The following is a 15574-nucleotide window of genomic DNA, read 5'->3' as shown; positions in this document are numbered from 1 at the left end:
GCAGTACTAATCGTGTTTAGGGGGCTACGATCGGTAATACTGCCGGTAGGTTAAGCCATATATAATTCGTTAATTTTCAGAACTTTCTACAGATCACTTCACTACTCTTTCGGCGATCCTGTGTTGCTTTCACAACCGGTACAAATATAGGGTGCATAGATAAAACGACAACAAAAATCGATTAAATGCACTAAATTTTAACAAGTTAATATTTTGATTATCAGCATGTTAGATTAGGACTTCACAGCAAAGCAGTGAATTCTGTTATTATTGTCAGAAAACTAGTAGCAAAAAAAAACAGGGGTGACATGCACCCCTGTTCAACCAACCAACTTAAAAAATCAAATGAACATAGCAGGATCCAGGATGCAGCCGTTTAGGGCTGACCTGCATCACACACCTCCTGTAGGTATATTGTATGCATCTTTTTTATCGTCGCAAGTTTTATAATAGTGTCCGAAAAGGACAAATAAGCTAAAGAAAGCCAGGGAGAACCAGACCAGGAAACTCAACAGTTGATTACTGTCCAGGGCGTAATAACCTCCTATCAAAAAAATATAAAAGGCAACGCCCAGAATTATCTTTCTTATGTACCCGAAAAGCAATAGTAACCCCAGGCTCAACTCGAGCACAGGCAGGTAGTTAATAAAATAATAGAATAGAGAACTATCAAAAAGTTCTATTTTAAACAAGGCGGTTTCCCAAAGGCTGATATAATTATCAAAGAACAAGATATTAAAGCCCGCATGCAGCAACAATGCCACTATAAAAAGCCTTCTCCAAACTGCAGTATAACACCAAACCTTTTCAAACATCTAATTCTCTGATTTTCAGCCACGCGAAATTATAAATACCTTTGTCTTTAATACTTGTAAAAAAACGTGATATTTTTGCAATCTCTTCAGTTATAAAACTGAATAACAACATCTTAACACCCGCAAATCTTCCCTTAATATTTTTAAACAAAGTATTCATTATGGCTCGCATCAATTTGCACAATGCCTTCATCGTAAACGAGAGAGAAACAGACACCTGGGAGGAAACCCCACATAAGCAGAATTTTTTTGAACTCATCTTCATCGATGAGGGCACGGGAATTCATATTATAAACAACACAAAGGTGCCCTATGAAAAAGGGTGTGTATTCCTGATGGCACCGGAAGACCAGCACAGTTTTGAAATGAAGACTAAAACAAAGTTCACCGAGATCCGGTTTACCGAATTATTCTTCTCCAGTAAAAACCGCTTACCTGACCGCACCGACTGGCTGGAGCGCATTGAGCACATTCTTCACCATCCGAATATTCTTCCGGGAGATGCCATTGATAATGAAGAAGACCGAAAGATCGTCTGGTTCGCAAAAGATATGATCGTAAAAGAATTCAAGGAAGAAAGAGAATTTTACTGGACGATCATGACCAATATCGTTACCACCATATTAAGTATCATTGCCAGGAATATTATTACCCGTTATCAAACCGAAGGCCAGGCCATGCCAACGGTATACATTAACAAGGCCGATGAGATCCTCTCTTATGTACGCCAGCATATTTATGATACGGAGTTAATGAAGATAGAAAACCTGGCAGAAACCTTTAATATGTCGCCCAACTACATAAATAATTTCTTCAAAAAAGAAACCGGAGAAAGTATACGGCAATACATACTTAACTACAAGATACTGATCGCAGAATTCCGGCTAAAGAATACCTCTGCCCCCATTTCTGAGATCGCCTTCCAGCTTGGGTTTAACGATGAAAGTCATTTCACCAAGACCTTTAAAAAGAAGCATGATAAAACTCCAAAAGAGTATAGAGAGACCTACGGACATTTGTTAAAATCTTAAACCCTTGAGACTCCTCTGTTTTTACCTGCTTCCTCAGGCAGGATCAAAGATCTCGTTCAGGAGAGATGCCAGCCGTATACCTCCTTTAAGCAGCTGCCACCGAAGGCTGTCAAAGTGATCATACATATACCGATACCCCAGTTTCTCTCCTACTCGTACCGATCCATAAACAGATTCAGTGAGCTTGCGGGTATCATACATCCAATCATTATAATCGCCCATCATGATCTCCTTTATTTGGCGGGGGTCAACGACCGGCAGGTTATCACTGAGTTCAGAATAGCTCATGCCAAATTGCTCAACCATTTGTGTATCCCACACCCGGTGAAGATTACTACCCCGGGAAAACCAGCGCAACTGAATGTTATTTCCGCCACGATCATCGGCCCTTCCTATGTGTAAAGGTTGATGAAGGTCTCCTATAAAATGTACCAGTAATTTCAGGTAGAATTCTTTATCGTCTCTTGTCGACCCGGGATCCTTCAATACTTCGATACATTTTTCAATAGCCTGAACGATATCTCCTCCTTTAGCGGCCTTCTCATCCTTATATTTTTCCCCTAAGGGAAAGTTGACATAATGCCATGGATCGAGATGATCAAAACGACTGTCAGATTTGATATCATCGGCATAATTAGAAACCAGCTCCAGCGATTGTCCTTGTAAAAGTTCTCTTATTTTTTCCCGGCTTGCCTCGGTCAGGTACCGATCTGCCACTGCTGCTGTTACGCGATGTCCGGTTTTGCCCCAATCATCTGCGAAAACCTGAACGGTGGTGAATATCAGTATACTAAACAATAAGGAAGTTAATTGATTCATGCACTTTGGTTTTAGATAAAAATAAGGAAACAAAAGGGATAAAAATGCCTTCCCCGGGGGCAAAATAAAGCATCAAAATTCATACCTTTAAACGCCAAAATCAAACCCCATTGAAACCCTTTCATCAACGTATTCTTTTTTTAGCGGTATTCCTTGCCTTCTTTACTGATGGCTTCTCTCAAATACCGGAATCGATCAAAAAGGAGATCCGAAATCGCATTTCCACCGGACTCAATCCTTCCATAGCGCTCGCTGTTTATGATGAAACGGGCACCCAAATAGTTGTTGAGGGTCATGCAGATCCCTTGAATAAAAAGGCTGCCACTGCAAATACCCTCTATCGTCTTGGCAGTCTGGGAAACACCCTTACCGGGCTGTTAGCGGCAGAATTACACAAGGCCAAATACATTGATATTTTTCAACCCATTTCTCAACTTTCTGATGATTATCCCGACCTGACCGATCTTCAGGGAAAGGCGATCACTTTACAAGACATCCTGGCTTATAAAAGCGGTATTGAAGACGAAACCGCCTTTATCCTTTCTTCAACAGCAAGTTGGAAAGCACTTGAAAACAATGATCAAGTGGAGGAAATTTCTCCTTACGCTGCCGGTGAAGTATTCAGCTATTCAGACTGGGCCATGGGACTGGCCGCCGAAAGCATGAGTACCGCCATGGGCAGCACCTATGCCAACCTACTTTTTGAGGAAATCCTTGACGGATCGGCCTTAAAGTTCAAATACCTGAAAGAAGGAGAAACATCTGCCCAATTGGCTTTAGGCATAAAGGCATCAAACGCTGAGATACCCTACATCAAGAGCGAGTCTATGCTTTGGGCGGCCAGCATAACAGACTTACTTGCCTACGGTAAATTTATACAGTCACCTCCTCCCGGGCAGAGCGAGGTGGTGGCCTTGACCACTAAAACGCATTTTGTTTCTGAGATCGGTATCAATACGGGCCTGGGGTGGCTCAAAGACCACCAGGGCAATCTTTATCACGCCGGCCATTACCCCGGCTTTAATACGTTTTTGGCTATCGACCGGAAACATAAGAAAGTTATTGCCCTTGCCACCAACACTGACGGCGCCGATATCTCAGACCTGGGCTTATACTTGTTGAGTCCGGAAGAAAATCCACTGAGACCCTACCGGGAAATAGCCATAGATCCTGTTGAGCTTTCCTCTTATGAAGGGTATTATATCAACGAAGCTCTTGGCCTGGAGTTGGAGCTGCAGGTTAATGAAGGAGAATTAAGGAGTATCCACAAGGAAGATACTGTATCTTTGCATTTTATGGGAGAGCATTGTTTCTTTTATGAAGGTCTCAAAGCGCATCTTGACTTTGAAAGAGATCACCAGGATCGCGTAGTGGGAGTAACCCTAAACGATAACGGGAAAGAGGTGATGTTCATTAAATTGAACTGACATGAATTACAAGATCATTTTCAGCGATATTGACGGCACCTTATTGAACAGTGATCGTACGATCTCTGAATTCACTGAAGCCCAGATAAAAAAGATAAAAAGCCAATTACCTTTTATTCTTGTTTCTTCACGCATGCCGCGGCAAATGACCTATTTTCAGGATCAGCTTGACGATCGCGGACAATCAATGATCGCCTACAACGGAGCTCTTGTACTTCACCGCGAACAGGTGATCCACTCTACCGAGATCCCCGTTGAAACCCTGGACCGGCTTGTCGGATTTAATGAAAGTGCAAGCGAACCCATTCATATCAGCCTGTATCATGGTGATGAATGGACAGTAAACGCTATGGACCACTGGGCGAGACGGGAAGAGAACAACACCCGGGTAACCCCCGAAATACTCAGCAATAAAGCCACACTAGACAAATGGGAAAAAGAAAAGAAAGGCGCCCATAAGGTTATGTGCATGGGAGACCCTGAACAGATAGACCGTATTGTAGAATTTCTGGGCGACACCTGCACAGACACCCTCCATCTTTACCGCTCCAAAGACACCTACCTGGAAATAGCAGACCGGAGGGTTTCTAAACTCACCGGAATTAACCTTCTTTTAGAGGCCATGGGCAACGATATCAGCCTTGAACAGGCCATTGCCTTTGGCGACAATTACAACGATATCGAAATGATCAGGGCCGTTGGCATGGGCGTGGCCGTAGCCAATGCCCGGGAAGAACTCAAGGAAGTAGCCAATAAAATCACCACACATCACAAAGAAGATGGTGTAGGTCGATTTCTACAGGAGATTTCCGGACAGTTATCGTAATTAGCAAAATCTTAATCTGAAGTGAATTCAAAATCCTCCCTCATGAATAAGTTCTTTTTCATGATCCCTGCGATCATGATACTTTCCTGTTCTCCTAAGTTTAACGACATGGCCGATGACGTTCCGGTCAAGGCTATCGTTGACCTTGTAAACGTCAGCAATGACCGCATCAAGGTTGGTATAGATCCGGGCAGGTTCTCAACAGAGACCGTTGTTTTCATGATTCCCAAAACCGTACCGGGCACCTATTCCATAGACAATTACGGGCAATACACCGAAGAACTTAAGGCCTTTGATTACAACGGAAACACACTACCTGTCAGCCAGGCCGGGCCTAATCAATGGGAGATCTCTAACGGAAAAGAACTCGACAGAATTGAATATTACGTGAATGATACTTTCGATTCTGAGTGGGAAATGGAAGAACCGGTATTTTCGCCTGCAGGCACCAATATAGAAGAAGGAAAGAACTATTTCCTGAATCTTCATATGATCATTGGATATTTCGAAGGATTAGATCGTCAGCCCTATAGCATTACCTTTCAAAAGCCTGCAGAATTTGTAGCAACTACCTCTCTCACTGCCGTAGAATCACCAAAAAATAATGATCCGACCCGCGATCAATTTTACGCCACCAGATATTTTGAAGTTACCGACAACCCGGTCATGTATGCAAAGCCCGACCTGGAGACCTTCACAATAGATGACATTGAGGTAACCTTATCGGTGTACTCCCCGAATAACGTGTATTCGGCCCTCAGTCTAAAAAGAGAAATGGAATTGATGATGCGGGCACAAAAAAGTTTTTTGGGCGACCTGAATACTACAGAGAAATATAATATTCTTCTATACCTGAGTGATATCTCTGAGACCTCTCCGAAAGGATTTGGAGCCCTGGAACACCATACATCAACCACGGTAGTTCTTCCGGAAACCATGGCAAAAGAAGATCTTATGGAATCCATGATCGATGTGGTTGCTCACGAATTCTTTCATATTGTAACCCCCCTGTCTATTCATTCAGAAGAGGTGCATTATTTTAATTACAACAACCCGGAAATGTCGCAGCATCTGTGGATGTACGAAGGGGTTACCGAATATTTTGCCCAACTATTTCAGATCAACCAGGGCCTGATCAGTGAGGCCAGGTTCTATGAGAAAATACATGAAAAGATCTCCTTTGCTGAACGCTATGATGATACCATGTCTTTTACGACCATGAGCGCAAATATTCTCGACGATCCTTATAAAGAAAATTACGCTAACGTATATCAGAAGGGGGCATTGATAGGCATGTGTATCGATATTATTATTCGTGAACAGAGTAACGGAGAAAGAGGTATTCTTGACCTGATGAAAGCCCTGGCCGCTGAATACGGTACAGAACAGCCTTTTAAAGATGATAAACTCTTTGACAAGATCACAGCCCTGACCTACCCTGAGGTGGAGGCCTTTATCAATACACATGTTAAAGGAGGAGAACCTATTCCTTATGAAGTATACCTGAACAAAGTAGGGCTTAGTCTTACAGATGTGGTGGTAACCACTCCCTCCTACCTGTTTAAAACCTATGAAATACCTTTTATTGATGCAAAACCCACAGGGGAGATCTTTGTTAGAGAAATGCCCCTCGGCTCTTTCTTTACAGAACTGGGGTTAGAATCTGGTGATATCATCAAAAGCATCAACGGCACTGAATATACCCTTGAAAACTCCCAGGACATGTTGGTGAAATCAATTCGATGGAAAGAGGGTGACGCGATCAGCATCGGGATCGAAAGAGATGGGGAGCTCATGACCATAGAGGGTACCGTGGCACCTCCTGTTATTCAGGAAAAACGCATTATCACCATGGAAACCCCGACTCCTGAAATGGATGCCCTGCGAGAGGCCTGGCTGAAAGGATAAAAAACCTATAAAAACCAAAAAACAGGAGTCCGCACTCCTGTTTTTTTTATGGGTTTTTGTATTTTCCCGCGAATAATGAACTACTTATGGAACAAGCACCCCTGATCACCGACGATACTATCGTATTTGGTATCCTGGCGTTATGCCTTGGATTTGTTTTTTTCACTTCTTCCAAGACTTCCGGGTTTTGGAATTCCTTTTACAAATTCGTTCCGGCCCTGCTTATGTGTTATTTGCTGCCGGCTATCTTTACCTCTGCAGGTATTATCTCTGACGAGACCTCTAACCTGTATTTTATGGCCAGCCGGTATTTACTTCCGGCCTCCCTGGTATTGATGACCCTGAGTCTGGACCTGAAGGCCGTTTTTAATTTAGGGCCAAAGGCACTGATCATGTTCCTTACCGGAACCCTGGGTATTGTTATAGGAGGCCCCATAGCGGTCTTAATTGTGGCTGCCGTTTCACCCGAAACCCTTGGCGGCACCGGTTTTGATGCGATCTGGAGAGGGCTTGCTACCATAGCGGGAAGCTGGATCGGTGGAGGTGCCAACCAGGCCGCCATGCTGGAGATCTTTAAATACAACCCTGAAAAATACGGGGGTATGGTACTTGTAGATATTGTGGTTGCTAATGTATGGATGGCCATCATTCTACTGGGGATAGGAAAAAACAAGGCGATCGACAATTGGTTCAGGGCCGACGATTCGGCCATAGAATCCCTAAAACAAAAGGTGATCAAGTTCACCGAGAGTGTCAGCAAAAATCCAAGTCTTTCAGACCTGATGATCATGCTCAGCATAGCCTTTGTAACCGTTGGTATTGCCCATTGGGGAGCCAATGGCATATCCGGATGGCTTACCGAAAATGTAGCCGCGGTACAAGACAAAACCAGTGCCCTGGCCTCTTTCGGGTCTCAATTCTTCTGGATGATCTCTATTGCCACTTTGTTGGGTATTATTCTGAGCTTCACCAAGGCAAGAGAATACGAGGGCGCCGGAGCCAGTAAGCTCGGATCTGTGTTCATCTATGTACTGGTAGCCACCATCGGAATGAAGATGGACCTGAGTAAGGTATTGGAAAACCCGGGGCTGATCGTGGTCGGATTGGTGTGGATCAGTATTCACGCCCTCCTGCTTATCGGAGTGGCCAAGCTCATTAAAGCGCCTTTCTTCTTCCTGGCGGTAGGAAGCCAGGCCAATGTAGGAGGAGCAGCTTCTGCTCCTGTGGTGGCAGCAGCATTTCACCCTTCACTGGCCACCGTTGGTGTGCTTTTAGCGGTATTTGGCTACGTGGTAGGAACCTATGCCGCTCTTTTCTGTGCCTATCTCATGGAAATTGCATCAACCCTCTAGTAATATTTGATAGTTTTTATAATATTTGCCCGATCTAAATTTTAATACTATGCCAAGACTTTTTGCCTCGCTTTTATGCGGATTGCTAATGATCTCCTGCTCTGAACAAAAGGATACGATGACGGTTCAGGGAACTATTGATGGATTAAAAAAAGGAACCCTTTATTTTCAAAAGGTTGATGATACGACGATGGTAACCCTTGATTCTTTAGTAATCAATGGCGACCCCAGCTTTCAGTTCAGCACGACCCTGGAAAGTCCGGAGATGTTCTACCTCTACCTCGACAAGGCCGACGGGAATGACATGAACGATCAATTGGAATTCTTCGGAGAGGCCGGAGCCATCACCATTAATACCACCCACGATTTCTTTGCTGCAGAGGCGAAGATAGAGGGGTCGGCATCTCACGAAAAATACGCGGAGTTTAAGGGGATGAAAACCCAGTTCTCTGAGAAGAACCTCGACCTGATCAAACAAAGCTTTGAAGCAGGAAAAGAAGGAAAGCTGGACCTGGCAGATTCCCTGAATACTGCTATTAATAAGAACGGACAAAGAGGTTACCTCTACACCCTGAACTTTGTTTTCAATAACAAAGACTCTTATGTAGCCCCTTATGTAACCCTTACAGAGCTAAGCGGACTTACCACTAAGTATCTTGACTCTATCAATAACGCTATCGCACCTGAGGTGGCAAACTCTAAATACGGAAAAGCCCTGGCTGAATTCGTTGAAGAGGTTAAGAAGCAGGAAGACACTGCCGCTAAAGATGAAAGCAGCAGCAAGGAAGCTGAGAGTCAGCCGTAAGGAATAATACGATCTGTACATAAAACAAAAAAAGCACTTCATTCAGAAGTGCTTTTTTTTATACCATAAAAAAAACCTCCCGTTTGGGAGGTTTTTACTGAGCCGATGGAGGGACTCGAACCCACGACCTGCTGATTACAAATCAGCTGCTCTAGCCAGCTGAGCTACATCGGCCGCTCAATATTTCGGATGCAAAAATAACACTGCAGCTGAAAACTGCAAATTTATTTTCACGAAAGTTTATTCAGTTTTTCTACCAGTCCGTTGGCTACTTCTTCCAGCTCCTTATTGACCTCGCTCAGGTGCTTGGAACGGTTTTCAACAGACTTGTCGTTCACCTTGGCGATCAGCCTGTCAAAGTGTTCGATGGTCTCATCAATGATCGCATCACCTTTTTGAGCGTCTTTGTTATCTGCTGTGAGTTCCCAGATATATACCGCTTCGATAATATCTCCCAACACGTAATTGATATCCTTTTTAAGGTCTCTGATACTTGCCATGGTAGTCTTTTTTGTAGTTTGTATTATGGCAAAGGTAACTAAATTAGAGATGCACCTCTAAAAATTTTGCCTCGGTACCACGGATCTCGAACGCGCCTATACAGGCCGGCACCAACAGGGTTTCGCCCATGCTCAGAGGGTACCTACCGCTTGAAGTCACGAAGACCGCTTCTCCCTCTGTACAGATATAAATATGAAATGAATCCCTTTGCGACACCTCCATTTGAAGTGGGCGGGTTATATGAAGATAGTTGGTTATAAAGTAAGGACAATCCACCATTTGGTTGACCCTGTCAGGATCCTGATCGTATGCAATTCTGAAGTCATCTTCACAGGAATAATCTATGGCCTCCATCGCAAGTTCAGTATGTGATTCGCGGGTGTTCCCGTCCTTATCCTTTCTATTGTAATCAAAAATGCGATAGGTGATATTGGAGGTCTGCTGTATTTCTGCCAACAGGATCCCGCTGCCTATGGCATGCACCCTTCCGGTATGGATATAAAAGGTATCGCCGGGAACTACTTTTTCACAATTGAGTAATTGCATTAAGCTCCCTTCTTTCAGTCTCGACTTAAATTCTTCAGGGGTAAGGTTTTTGTTAAATCCAATGATCAGGCGGGCATCGGCTTCGGCCTGCATGATATACCACATCTCCGTTTTTCCGAAGGAATTATGTCGTTTTTTGGCCAGCTCATCGTTGGGGTGTAATTGTACCGACAGATCTCTTTCCGCATCAATAAATTTTACCAATACGGGAAAGTCATTTCCGAACTTTTTGTACACACGGTGTCCGAGCAGGTCGCCTTTGAAGTGTTGTATGAGCCATCTTAAGTCTTTCCCTTTCAGGCTTCCCTCCTTTACTATGGAAACATTATCATCAACTCCTGAAACCTCCCAACTCTCGGCAGCCGTATCGGTACTTACCTCCTTATGAAGCACCTCTTTCAACCGGGAGCCTCCCCAAAGGTAGTCTTTAATAATGGGGGTGAATTTCAGGGGATAAAGCGTCATGATGGGTGTCTGTAAATATTAGGAGTGGCTTTCCAGCTGCAAGATACTACTCACCGCTATAAGTGACAAAATTCCTCGGGGTTTCATAGAGCACTACTTCCAGGTCAAGATCGGCCTTGAGATGGGGTTTCAGACGGTTATAGATCACCACTGCAATGTTTTCTGCCGTTGGATTGAGGGTTTTAAACTCTTCCACCTCTTCATTGAGGTTTTTATGATCCATATAATCCTCTACCTCGGCTTTGATCAGGTCTTTCAGAACCTTTACATCGATCACAAATCCGGTCTCCGGATCTATCGGTCCGGAAACACTGGCAATAAGCTCGTAGTTATGTCCGTGATAATGCGGATTATTACACTTCCCGAACACCTGCTCGTTTTTTTCAAAACTCCAGTCTTTTCTATATAAGCGGTGAGCGGCATTGAAATGTGCCTTTCTGCTGACCTTTACCCTCATACCAATTTATTTTTATTGATATGGTCGTAGAACTTTTCGAAGATGATCTTGAACCAGGCGGTATATTGTTCAGGGTTCTTCTGCATACCTTCTTTGATGCTCTCAAGGGTCACCCATTTCCAGGAAGCTACTTCATCAGGATTGATATCAGGCTCTCCATTGTATTTACCTACCATGACATGATCTAATTCATGCTCGGTAAGTCCGTTGTCAAACGGCGCCTTGTAGATAAAGGAGAACACCTCTTCCAGGTCGTTAACCGTAAAGCCCATCTCTTCCATCAGGCGTCGCTTTCCGGCTTCGATATTCGACTCCCCTACCCGTTGATGACTGCAGCAGGTATTGGTCCATAGTCCGGGAGAATGGTATTTGTGCAGGGCGCGTTGTTGTATCATGGTCTCTCCTTTGTCGTTAAAGACAAAAACCGAGAAGGCACGGTGCAGTAATGCTTTTTCATGGGCCTCGATCTTTTCCATGGTGCCGATGGGCTCATCTTGTTCGTTAACCAGTATAACTTTTTCTTCTTTCATAGAAAGTAAAAATACACTTTCAGCAGGAATTATGAATTAAGGAAATCTTAAAAAGGTAACGAAGGTACGAGGGTACGAGGGTACTAGGTTCAATTTAATCGTCTTCGCGAGGTTTACAAAGTAAACCTCGCGATCTGCCGGTTGTGATAAGTAATGACAATTTTTAAATAGGCTTCATAGTAAGAAGCCCTTTGATCAGGAGCCCTTCGTTAATAAGCCCTCCCCTCCGTGCTTACAGCACGGTCTCCCCTCCCAGAGGGAGGAGATTCACGATTACAATTACACTGGAGTTTTATAAAATTATGAATCCTTCTCCCTTTGGGAGAAGGCGCTTTGGTAAAGCCAAAGCGGATGAGGGCTTATTAGTTAAAAGCCCTTATATAGATGTAACCCAGTAACCAAGTCACCTAGTCACCCAGTAACCTACCTCCGTACCCTCGTACCCTCGTACCTCCCTAAAAAAACCTCGGGGTCTGCACCCTGCTGTAGTTTCTGCTAAGCTCATATCTCAGGAAGAACTCAAAAGACCCACTGTTAAAGGCTGTACCTCCCAAGCGGGTGATCTCGCGGTCATAGGCGAGCCCGATGTTCAGAGAACGATTGAGCTGCCACCCTACCAGGGCCGTAATGGCTGAATCCAAACGGTAGCCAAGCCCCATGGTAAAGGTATCGTCAAACATGAAATTGGCAGAGAGATCCAATTGCAGGGGTGCTCCGGCAGTGACCTTGGTCAAAAAGGCCGGCTTAAATTTCCAGTTGTAGTCAATCTCCCATACATATCCCCCGATCAGATAGTAATTGATGCGCGACTTTGAAACAAAAGACGACACATCGGTATTACTGTTATTCGAATCAGCGAAGAATTCTGTTTGAAGGATATTCGGAACCGACAGTCCTACATAATAATTCCTGTCGTGATAATAGATGCCTGCCCCGATATTGGGCGAAAACTTATTCTCGATATTATCGGCAGCGGTAAACTCCACATCCTGGTATTGGTTCAGGCGTGAGAAATCGATGTTCAATAAGCTCCCTCCTACCTTCAATCCGAAAGAGAGTTTTCCTTCATAAGAGGTTTGCACTGTATACGACACTACTCCATCCAGCCAGGTTTGCTGGTTCACCCCGTTCCCGATTCGGTCGTTGATCAATGACAGCCCCACCCCGAACTTACTTCGTTTCAGGGGGGTATGCACGTTCAGTGTCTGACTCTCAGGAGCTCCGTCCAACCCGAGCCATTGGTTGCGGTACAACCCGGTAATACTCATGAGTCCGCGACTTCCGGCATAGGCCGGATTCACACTGACGGTATTATACATATACTGGGTGTACTGTGCATCCTGCTGGGCGCTGAGCTCGATGGAAAAGATCAAAGAGAGCAGTAACAAGGTCGAATATTTCATGAGTGTCATACGCATTCTGTCCATCCTTAATTATTTATATAGAAGAACCCTGCAAGGCGCTTACTACTTCCGCTGTTAGTTTTATAGTTAAGGGTATAGTAATAGGTTCCTGCCGGCAGCATACTGTTCTTGCTGATGGTCATTCTACCTTCAGAAATACCCCTGAACACATTGAGAGCATTATCATAGCCATTGGTTTCAAATACCTTAACACCCCATCTGTTAAAGATCATTACCGTGTTATCAGGATAATTCTCGATGCCGTAAATTCGAAGGAAATCGTTTTGTCCGTCACCATTCGGGGTCATCAGCTGGTGTACATACACATCTTCATCCTCTTCTACAGGCGGATCTTCTCTTTCTCCTTCATTATAGGCGTTGATCTGAATACTACCCTGTTCATTATTGGTGGTTCCATCAGAATGGATCACACTCACAGTATAGGTCACCACCTCATTACCGGTAGCCCCTTCATCTACAAGGAAGGTCACCGTACCATCATTATTGATGGTCATGGTTCCCATATTCGGATCGGCAATATTTACCACCACCACATCGGTAGCCGGGTTAAAGGTGTCATTATCCAAAATAGTGATCACCACCGGTTGCGGATCAAAGGAGTTCACCGAAATGGCATCATCCACTACGTCTTGAACAGGGGTCACCTCAATGATCATAACTGCCTGGCTCACCGATACTTCACCTGGGGTGGTTACCATGATCTCGTATCCGATGATAAGGGTACCCACGAAATCAGGTTCAGGAGTTACCGTGATCGTATTATCGGCATTCACCACCACGGTGGCTGTAAGCGGTTGTTCTACGTCTGAGATGATCACTTCGGTTGCATCTGCCGGGATATTATCATTGGCCAGTACAACAAGGGTCGCAAATGTATCCTCCTCGATAATGGTTTCATCGTCTACCGCATAGTCTCTGATCACCACATCAGGTGGTGTCACAGCAATGGTTACATAGGCAGCATCACTACCTCCATTACCATCAGAGATGGTATAGGTAAAGACATCACTACCGGTAAATCCGTCATTAGGTGTATAGGTAAAATTCCCGTTTCCATCACTGGTTACTACACCATTACCGGGCTGCGTGATATTGATCACCGTTAGGGGGTCTCCATCAGGATCATAGTCGTTACCTAACATATTTACAGGAACAGGTACCCCGGCCTCGGTAGAGACAAAATCGTCTACAGCCACCGGCACGTCGTTTACGTTATTAACGATGATATTAATGGTCGCGGTTTCCTCCAGTACACTCCCGTCAGAATTGATCACGGTGAGGGTATAGGTAAAACTATCCGGTCCGTAATACCCGGGACTCGGGGTATAGGTAAAAGTATCATCGCTGGGGTCCATTGGGGTACCCCCGTCATTAATGACTACTTGTCCATTGGCCGGGTTGGTATTCCCGATCACCCCCACATCGGGGATATCGATATCGTTATTCAGCATGGGGATATCTACCGGAACATCCTCATCAGTAGTTACCAGATCGTCTACAAGCACAAAGGGTTTCTGCAGGCAGATCACAGTAAAGGATGGCAACTTCTTCAGATTGTTCAGGTAGTTCACCGTGGGGGTATAGGTTACCTGATTATTTAAACCATAGAGGGCGGTCACCGTGGGTTGGGTAGAATTACCCAGGTCAGGTATCCAGCTTACCGTAGCCCCCGTAGGCACACTGCTGGAAATATCCAGGGTCACCTGGTCATCGGGTGTTCCGCACCAGGTTACCACAAAGTAACTGGTGGCATTCTTCCCACAGAGGGTACCGTCGTATACAGCATGATATATCCCGGGGGTAAATACCTCCAGTGTTTTACCATTGCCCAGAAAGTTCATCCCGTTCTCATCGGTCTCATACCAACGATGGTTAGAGGTGGTTATGGTATCGGCGGGGTGCAGCACAAACTGCGCATGAGCCATGGAGGCCAACAGCAGCATGAACAACAGAGCGCCTGCCTTGAATGATCTCGTATATGTGGTTGTAGTCGGGGTCATGTAGAGATCGGGGTTATTTTACAACGAATACGACGTTGATGAGAGCGTTGTAGTCTGCTGGTGGAGCTGCTATAGTATATTGCATGTTTCCACTAGCATCAATAGTTATAGAACTAAATACACTTGAGTCATAATAAGTGACATAGTAGTACAACTCATTAGCCCCGTAGGTAGGGATAGATGCGGGAGCCTCATTTGCCCCTCCAACATCACTTCGCACTAGAGGACTACCAAATTGAGCTACGTACTCTGCGTGTAAATTATAAGATCCTGTATATCCTGCTGAAGGTGCTTCGATGGCAATCGAGGGTGGGTAAAATATTCTCCCAGCAATTGAAGTTACTTTGGTTATATCAGCTAAGGCATCTTGAACGTTAGTTTCATTCGTGCCATCGCCATCGACGTCTAGATTAGCATCCAGATTTACCGTTCCTGCTGTTTGTATTTCATTGGTCGGATCTGCATCCGCATCATCTACATTCAATGTAAGAGTACTGCCACTCGATAAACTCAAATTACCCGCCGAACCATCAGTAGTAATATCCTGGATCTCGTTGGTTGCATCCGCATCTGGATCATCATAATAGGCTCCGCCATCAACTCCGGCGATAACATCATTATTCGCATCGGTACTCACCACAACCTGATCCGATGCCGTGATCGCATCA

General features: G+C 44.6%; 15 protein-coding genes and 1 tRNA gene. 6 read left to right on the top strand and 10 right to left on the bottom strand.

What is annotated here, in order from left to right; all coding sequences use genetic code 11:
* Positions 1–392 precede the first annotated feature (392 nt).
* Entirely contained in the window at positions 393–815 is a 423-nt protein-coding gene (locus E7Z59_RS13785; protein ID WP_136336944.1) for a hypothetical protein, read from the bottom strand.
* Positions 816–976: 161 nt separating this feature from the next.
* Between E7Z59_RS13785 and E7Z59_RS13780 the strand changes: the two genes are divergently transcribed.
* Positions 977–1846: an AraC family transcriptional regulator gene (locus E7Z59_RS13780; protein WP_136336943.1), complete on the top strand. Its 870-nt coding sequence runs from the start codon at positions 977–979 to the stop codon at positions 1844–1846.
* A 33-nt stretch (positions 1847–1879) separates the two neighbouring features.
* On the opposite strand, the gene E7Z59_RS13775 is transcribed toward E7Z59_RS13780, so the two are convergent.
* Positions 1880–2665: a S1/P1 nuclease gene (locus E7Z59_RS13775; protein ID WP_136336942.1), complete on the bottom strand. Its 786-nt coding sequence runs from the start codon at positions 2663–2665 to the stop codon at positions 1880–1882.
* Between the two features lie 110 nt (positions 2666–2775).
* Here E7Z59_RS13775 and E7Z59_RS13770 point away from each other — a divergent pair, with 110 nt between their 5' ends.
* From E7Z59_RS13770 to E7Z59_RS13750, 5 genes are all read left to right on the top strand, one after another.
* Complete coding sequence (locus E7Z59_RS13770) at positions 2776–4092, top strand: serine hydrolase domain-containing protein (protein ID WP_168731312.1); 1317 nt, start codon at positions 2776–2778, stop codon at positions 4090–4092.
* A gap of 1 nt (position 4093) precedes the next feature.
* Positions 4094–4918 (top strand): HAD family hydrolase, encoded by an 825-nt coding sequence (locus E7Z59_RS13765; protein ID WP_136336940.1) that lies wholly within the window; start codon positions 4094–4096, stop codon positions 4916–4918.
* Between the two features lie 42 nt (positions 4919–4960).
* Positions 4961–6826, top strand: coding sequence for a M61 family metallopeptidase (locus E7Z59_RS13760; protein ID WP_136336939.1), 1866 nt, complete (start codon positions 4961–4963; stop codon positions 6824–6826).
* Between the two features lie 86 nt (positions 6827–6912).
* Positions 6913–8178, top strand: coding sequence for a DUF819 family protein (locus tag E7Z59_RS13755; RefSeq protein ID WP_136336938.1), 1266 nt, complete (start codon positions 6913–6915; stop codon positions 8176–8178).
* Positions 8179–8227: 49 nt separating this feature from the next.
* Entirely contained in the window at positions 8228–8983 is a 756-nt protein-coding gene (locus E7Z59_RS13750; RefSeq protein WP_136336937.1) for a DUF4369 domain-containing protein, read from the top strand.
* Positions 8984–9083: 100 nt separating this feature from the next.
* Here E7Z59_RS13750 and E7Z59_RS13745 read toward each other — a convergent pair.
* The 8 genes from E7Z59_RS13745 to E7Z59_RS15335 form a co-directional block, all read right to left on the bottom strand.
* Positions 9084–9157 (bottom strand) — tRNA-Thr (locus E7Z59_RS13745).
* A gap of 56 nt (positions 9158–9213) precedes the next feature.
* Positions 9214–9483 carry a hypothetical protein gene (locus tag E7Z59_RS13740; RefSeq protein WP_136336936.1) on the bottom strand — a complete coding sequence of 90 codons (270 nt, stop codon included), beginning with the start codon at positions 9481–9483 and terminating at the stop codon, positions 9214–9216.
* A gap of 43 nt (positions 9484–9526) precedes the next feature.
* Positions 9527–10495, bottom strand: a complete 969-nt coding sequence (locus tag E7Z59_RS13735) for a type I phosphomannose isomerase catalytic subunit (RefSeq protein ID WP_136336935.1) — start codon at positions 10493–10495, stop codon at positions 9527–9529.
* A gap of 46 nt (positions 10496–10541) precedes the next feature.
* On the bottom strand, positions 10542–10952 hold the full coding sequence (locus E7Z59_RS13730) for a 6-pyruvoyl trahydropterin synthase family protein (RefSeq protein ID WP_136336934.1): 411 nt from the start codon (positions 10950–10952) through the stop codon (positions 10542–10544).
* Positions 10949–11482 carry an isopentenyl-diphosphate Delta-isomerase gene (gene idi / locus E7Z59_RS13725; protein ID WP_136336933.1) on the bottom strand — a complete coding sequence of 178 codons (534 nt, stop codon included), beginning with the start codon at positions 11480–11482 and terminating at the stop codon, positions 10949–10951. Before idi ends, E7Z59_RS13730 begins: the two co-directional genes overlap by 4 nt.
* 455 nt (positions 11483–11937) lie before the next feature.
* Positions 11938–12900 carry a PorP/SprF family type IX secretion system membrane protein gene (locus E7Z59_RS13720; protein WP_449421217.1) on the bottom strand — a complete coding sequence of 321 codons (963 nt, stop codon included), beginning with the start codon at positions 12898–12900 and terminating at the stop codon, positions 11938–11940.
* 11 nt (positions 12901–12911) lie between these two features.
* Positions 12912–14906 (bottom strand): Ig-like domain-containing protein, encoded by a 1995-nt coding sequence (locus E7Z59_RS13715; RefSeq protein WP_136336932.1) that lies wholly within the window; start codon positions 14904–14906, stop codon positions 12912–12914.
* A gap of 13 nt (positions 14907–14919) precedes the next feature.
* The coding region (locus tag E7Z59_RS15335) for a hypothetical protein (protein ID WP_168731311.1) at positions 14920–15574 on the bottom strand (655 nt) is incomplete at its 5' end.

The organism is Robertkochia marina (assembly GCF_004799345.1).
In the GTDB taxonomy this organism is placed as follows: Bacteria; Bacteroidota; Bacteroidia; order Flavobacteriales; family Flavobacteriaceae; genus Robertkochia; species Robertkochia marina.
Note: the sequence above shows the minus strand (reverse complement) of the source record. Positions and strands in the feature narration are given on the sequence as shown.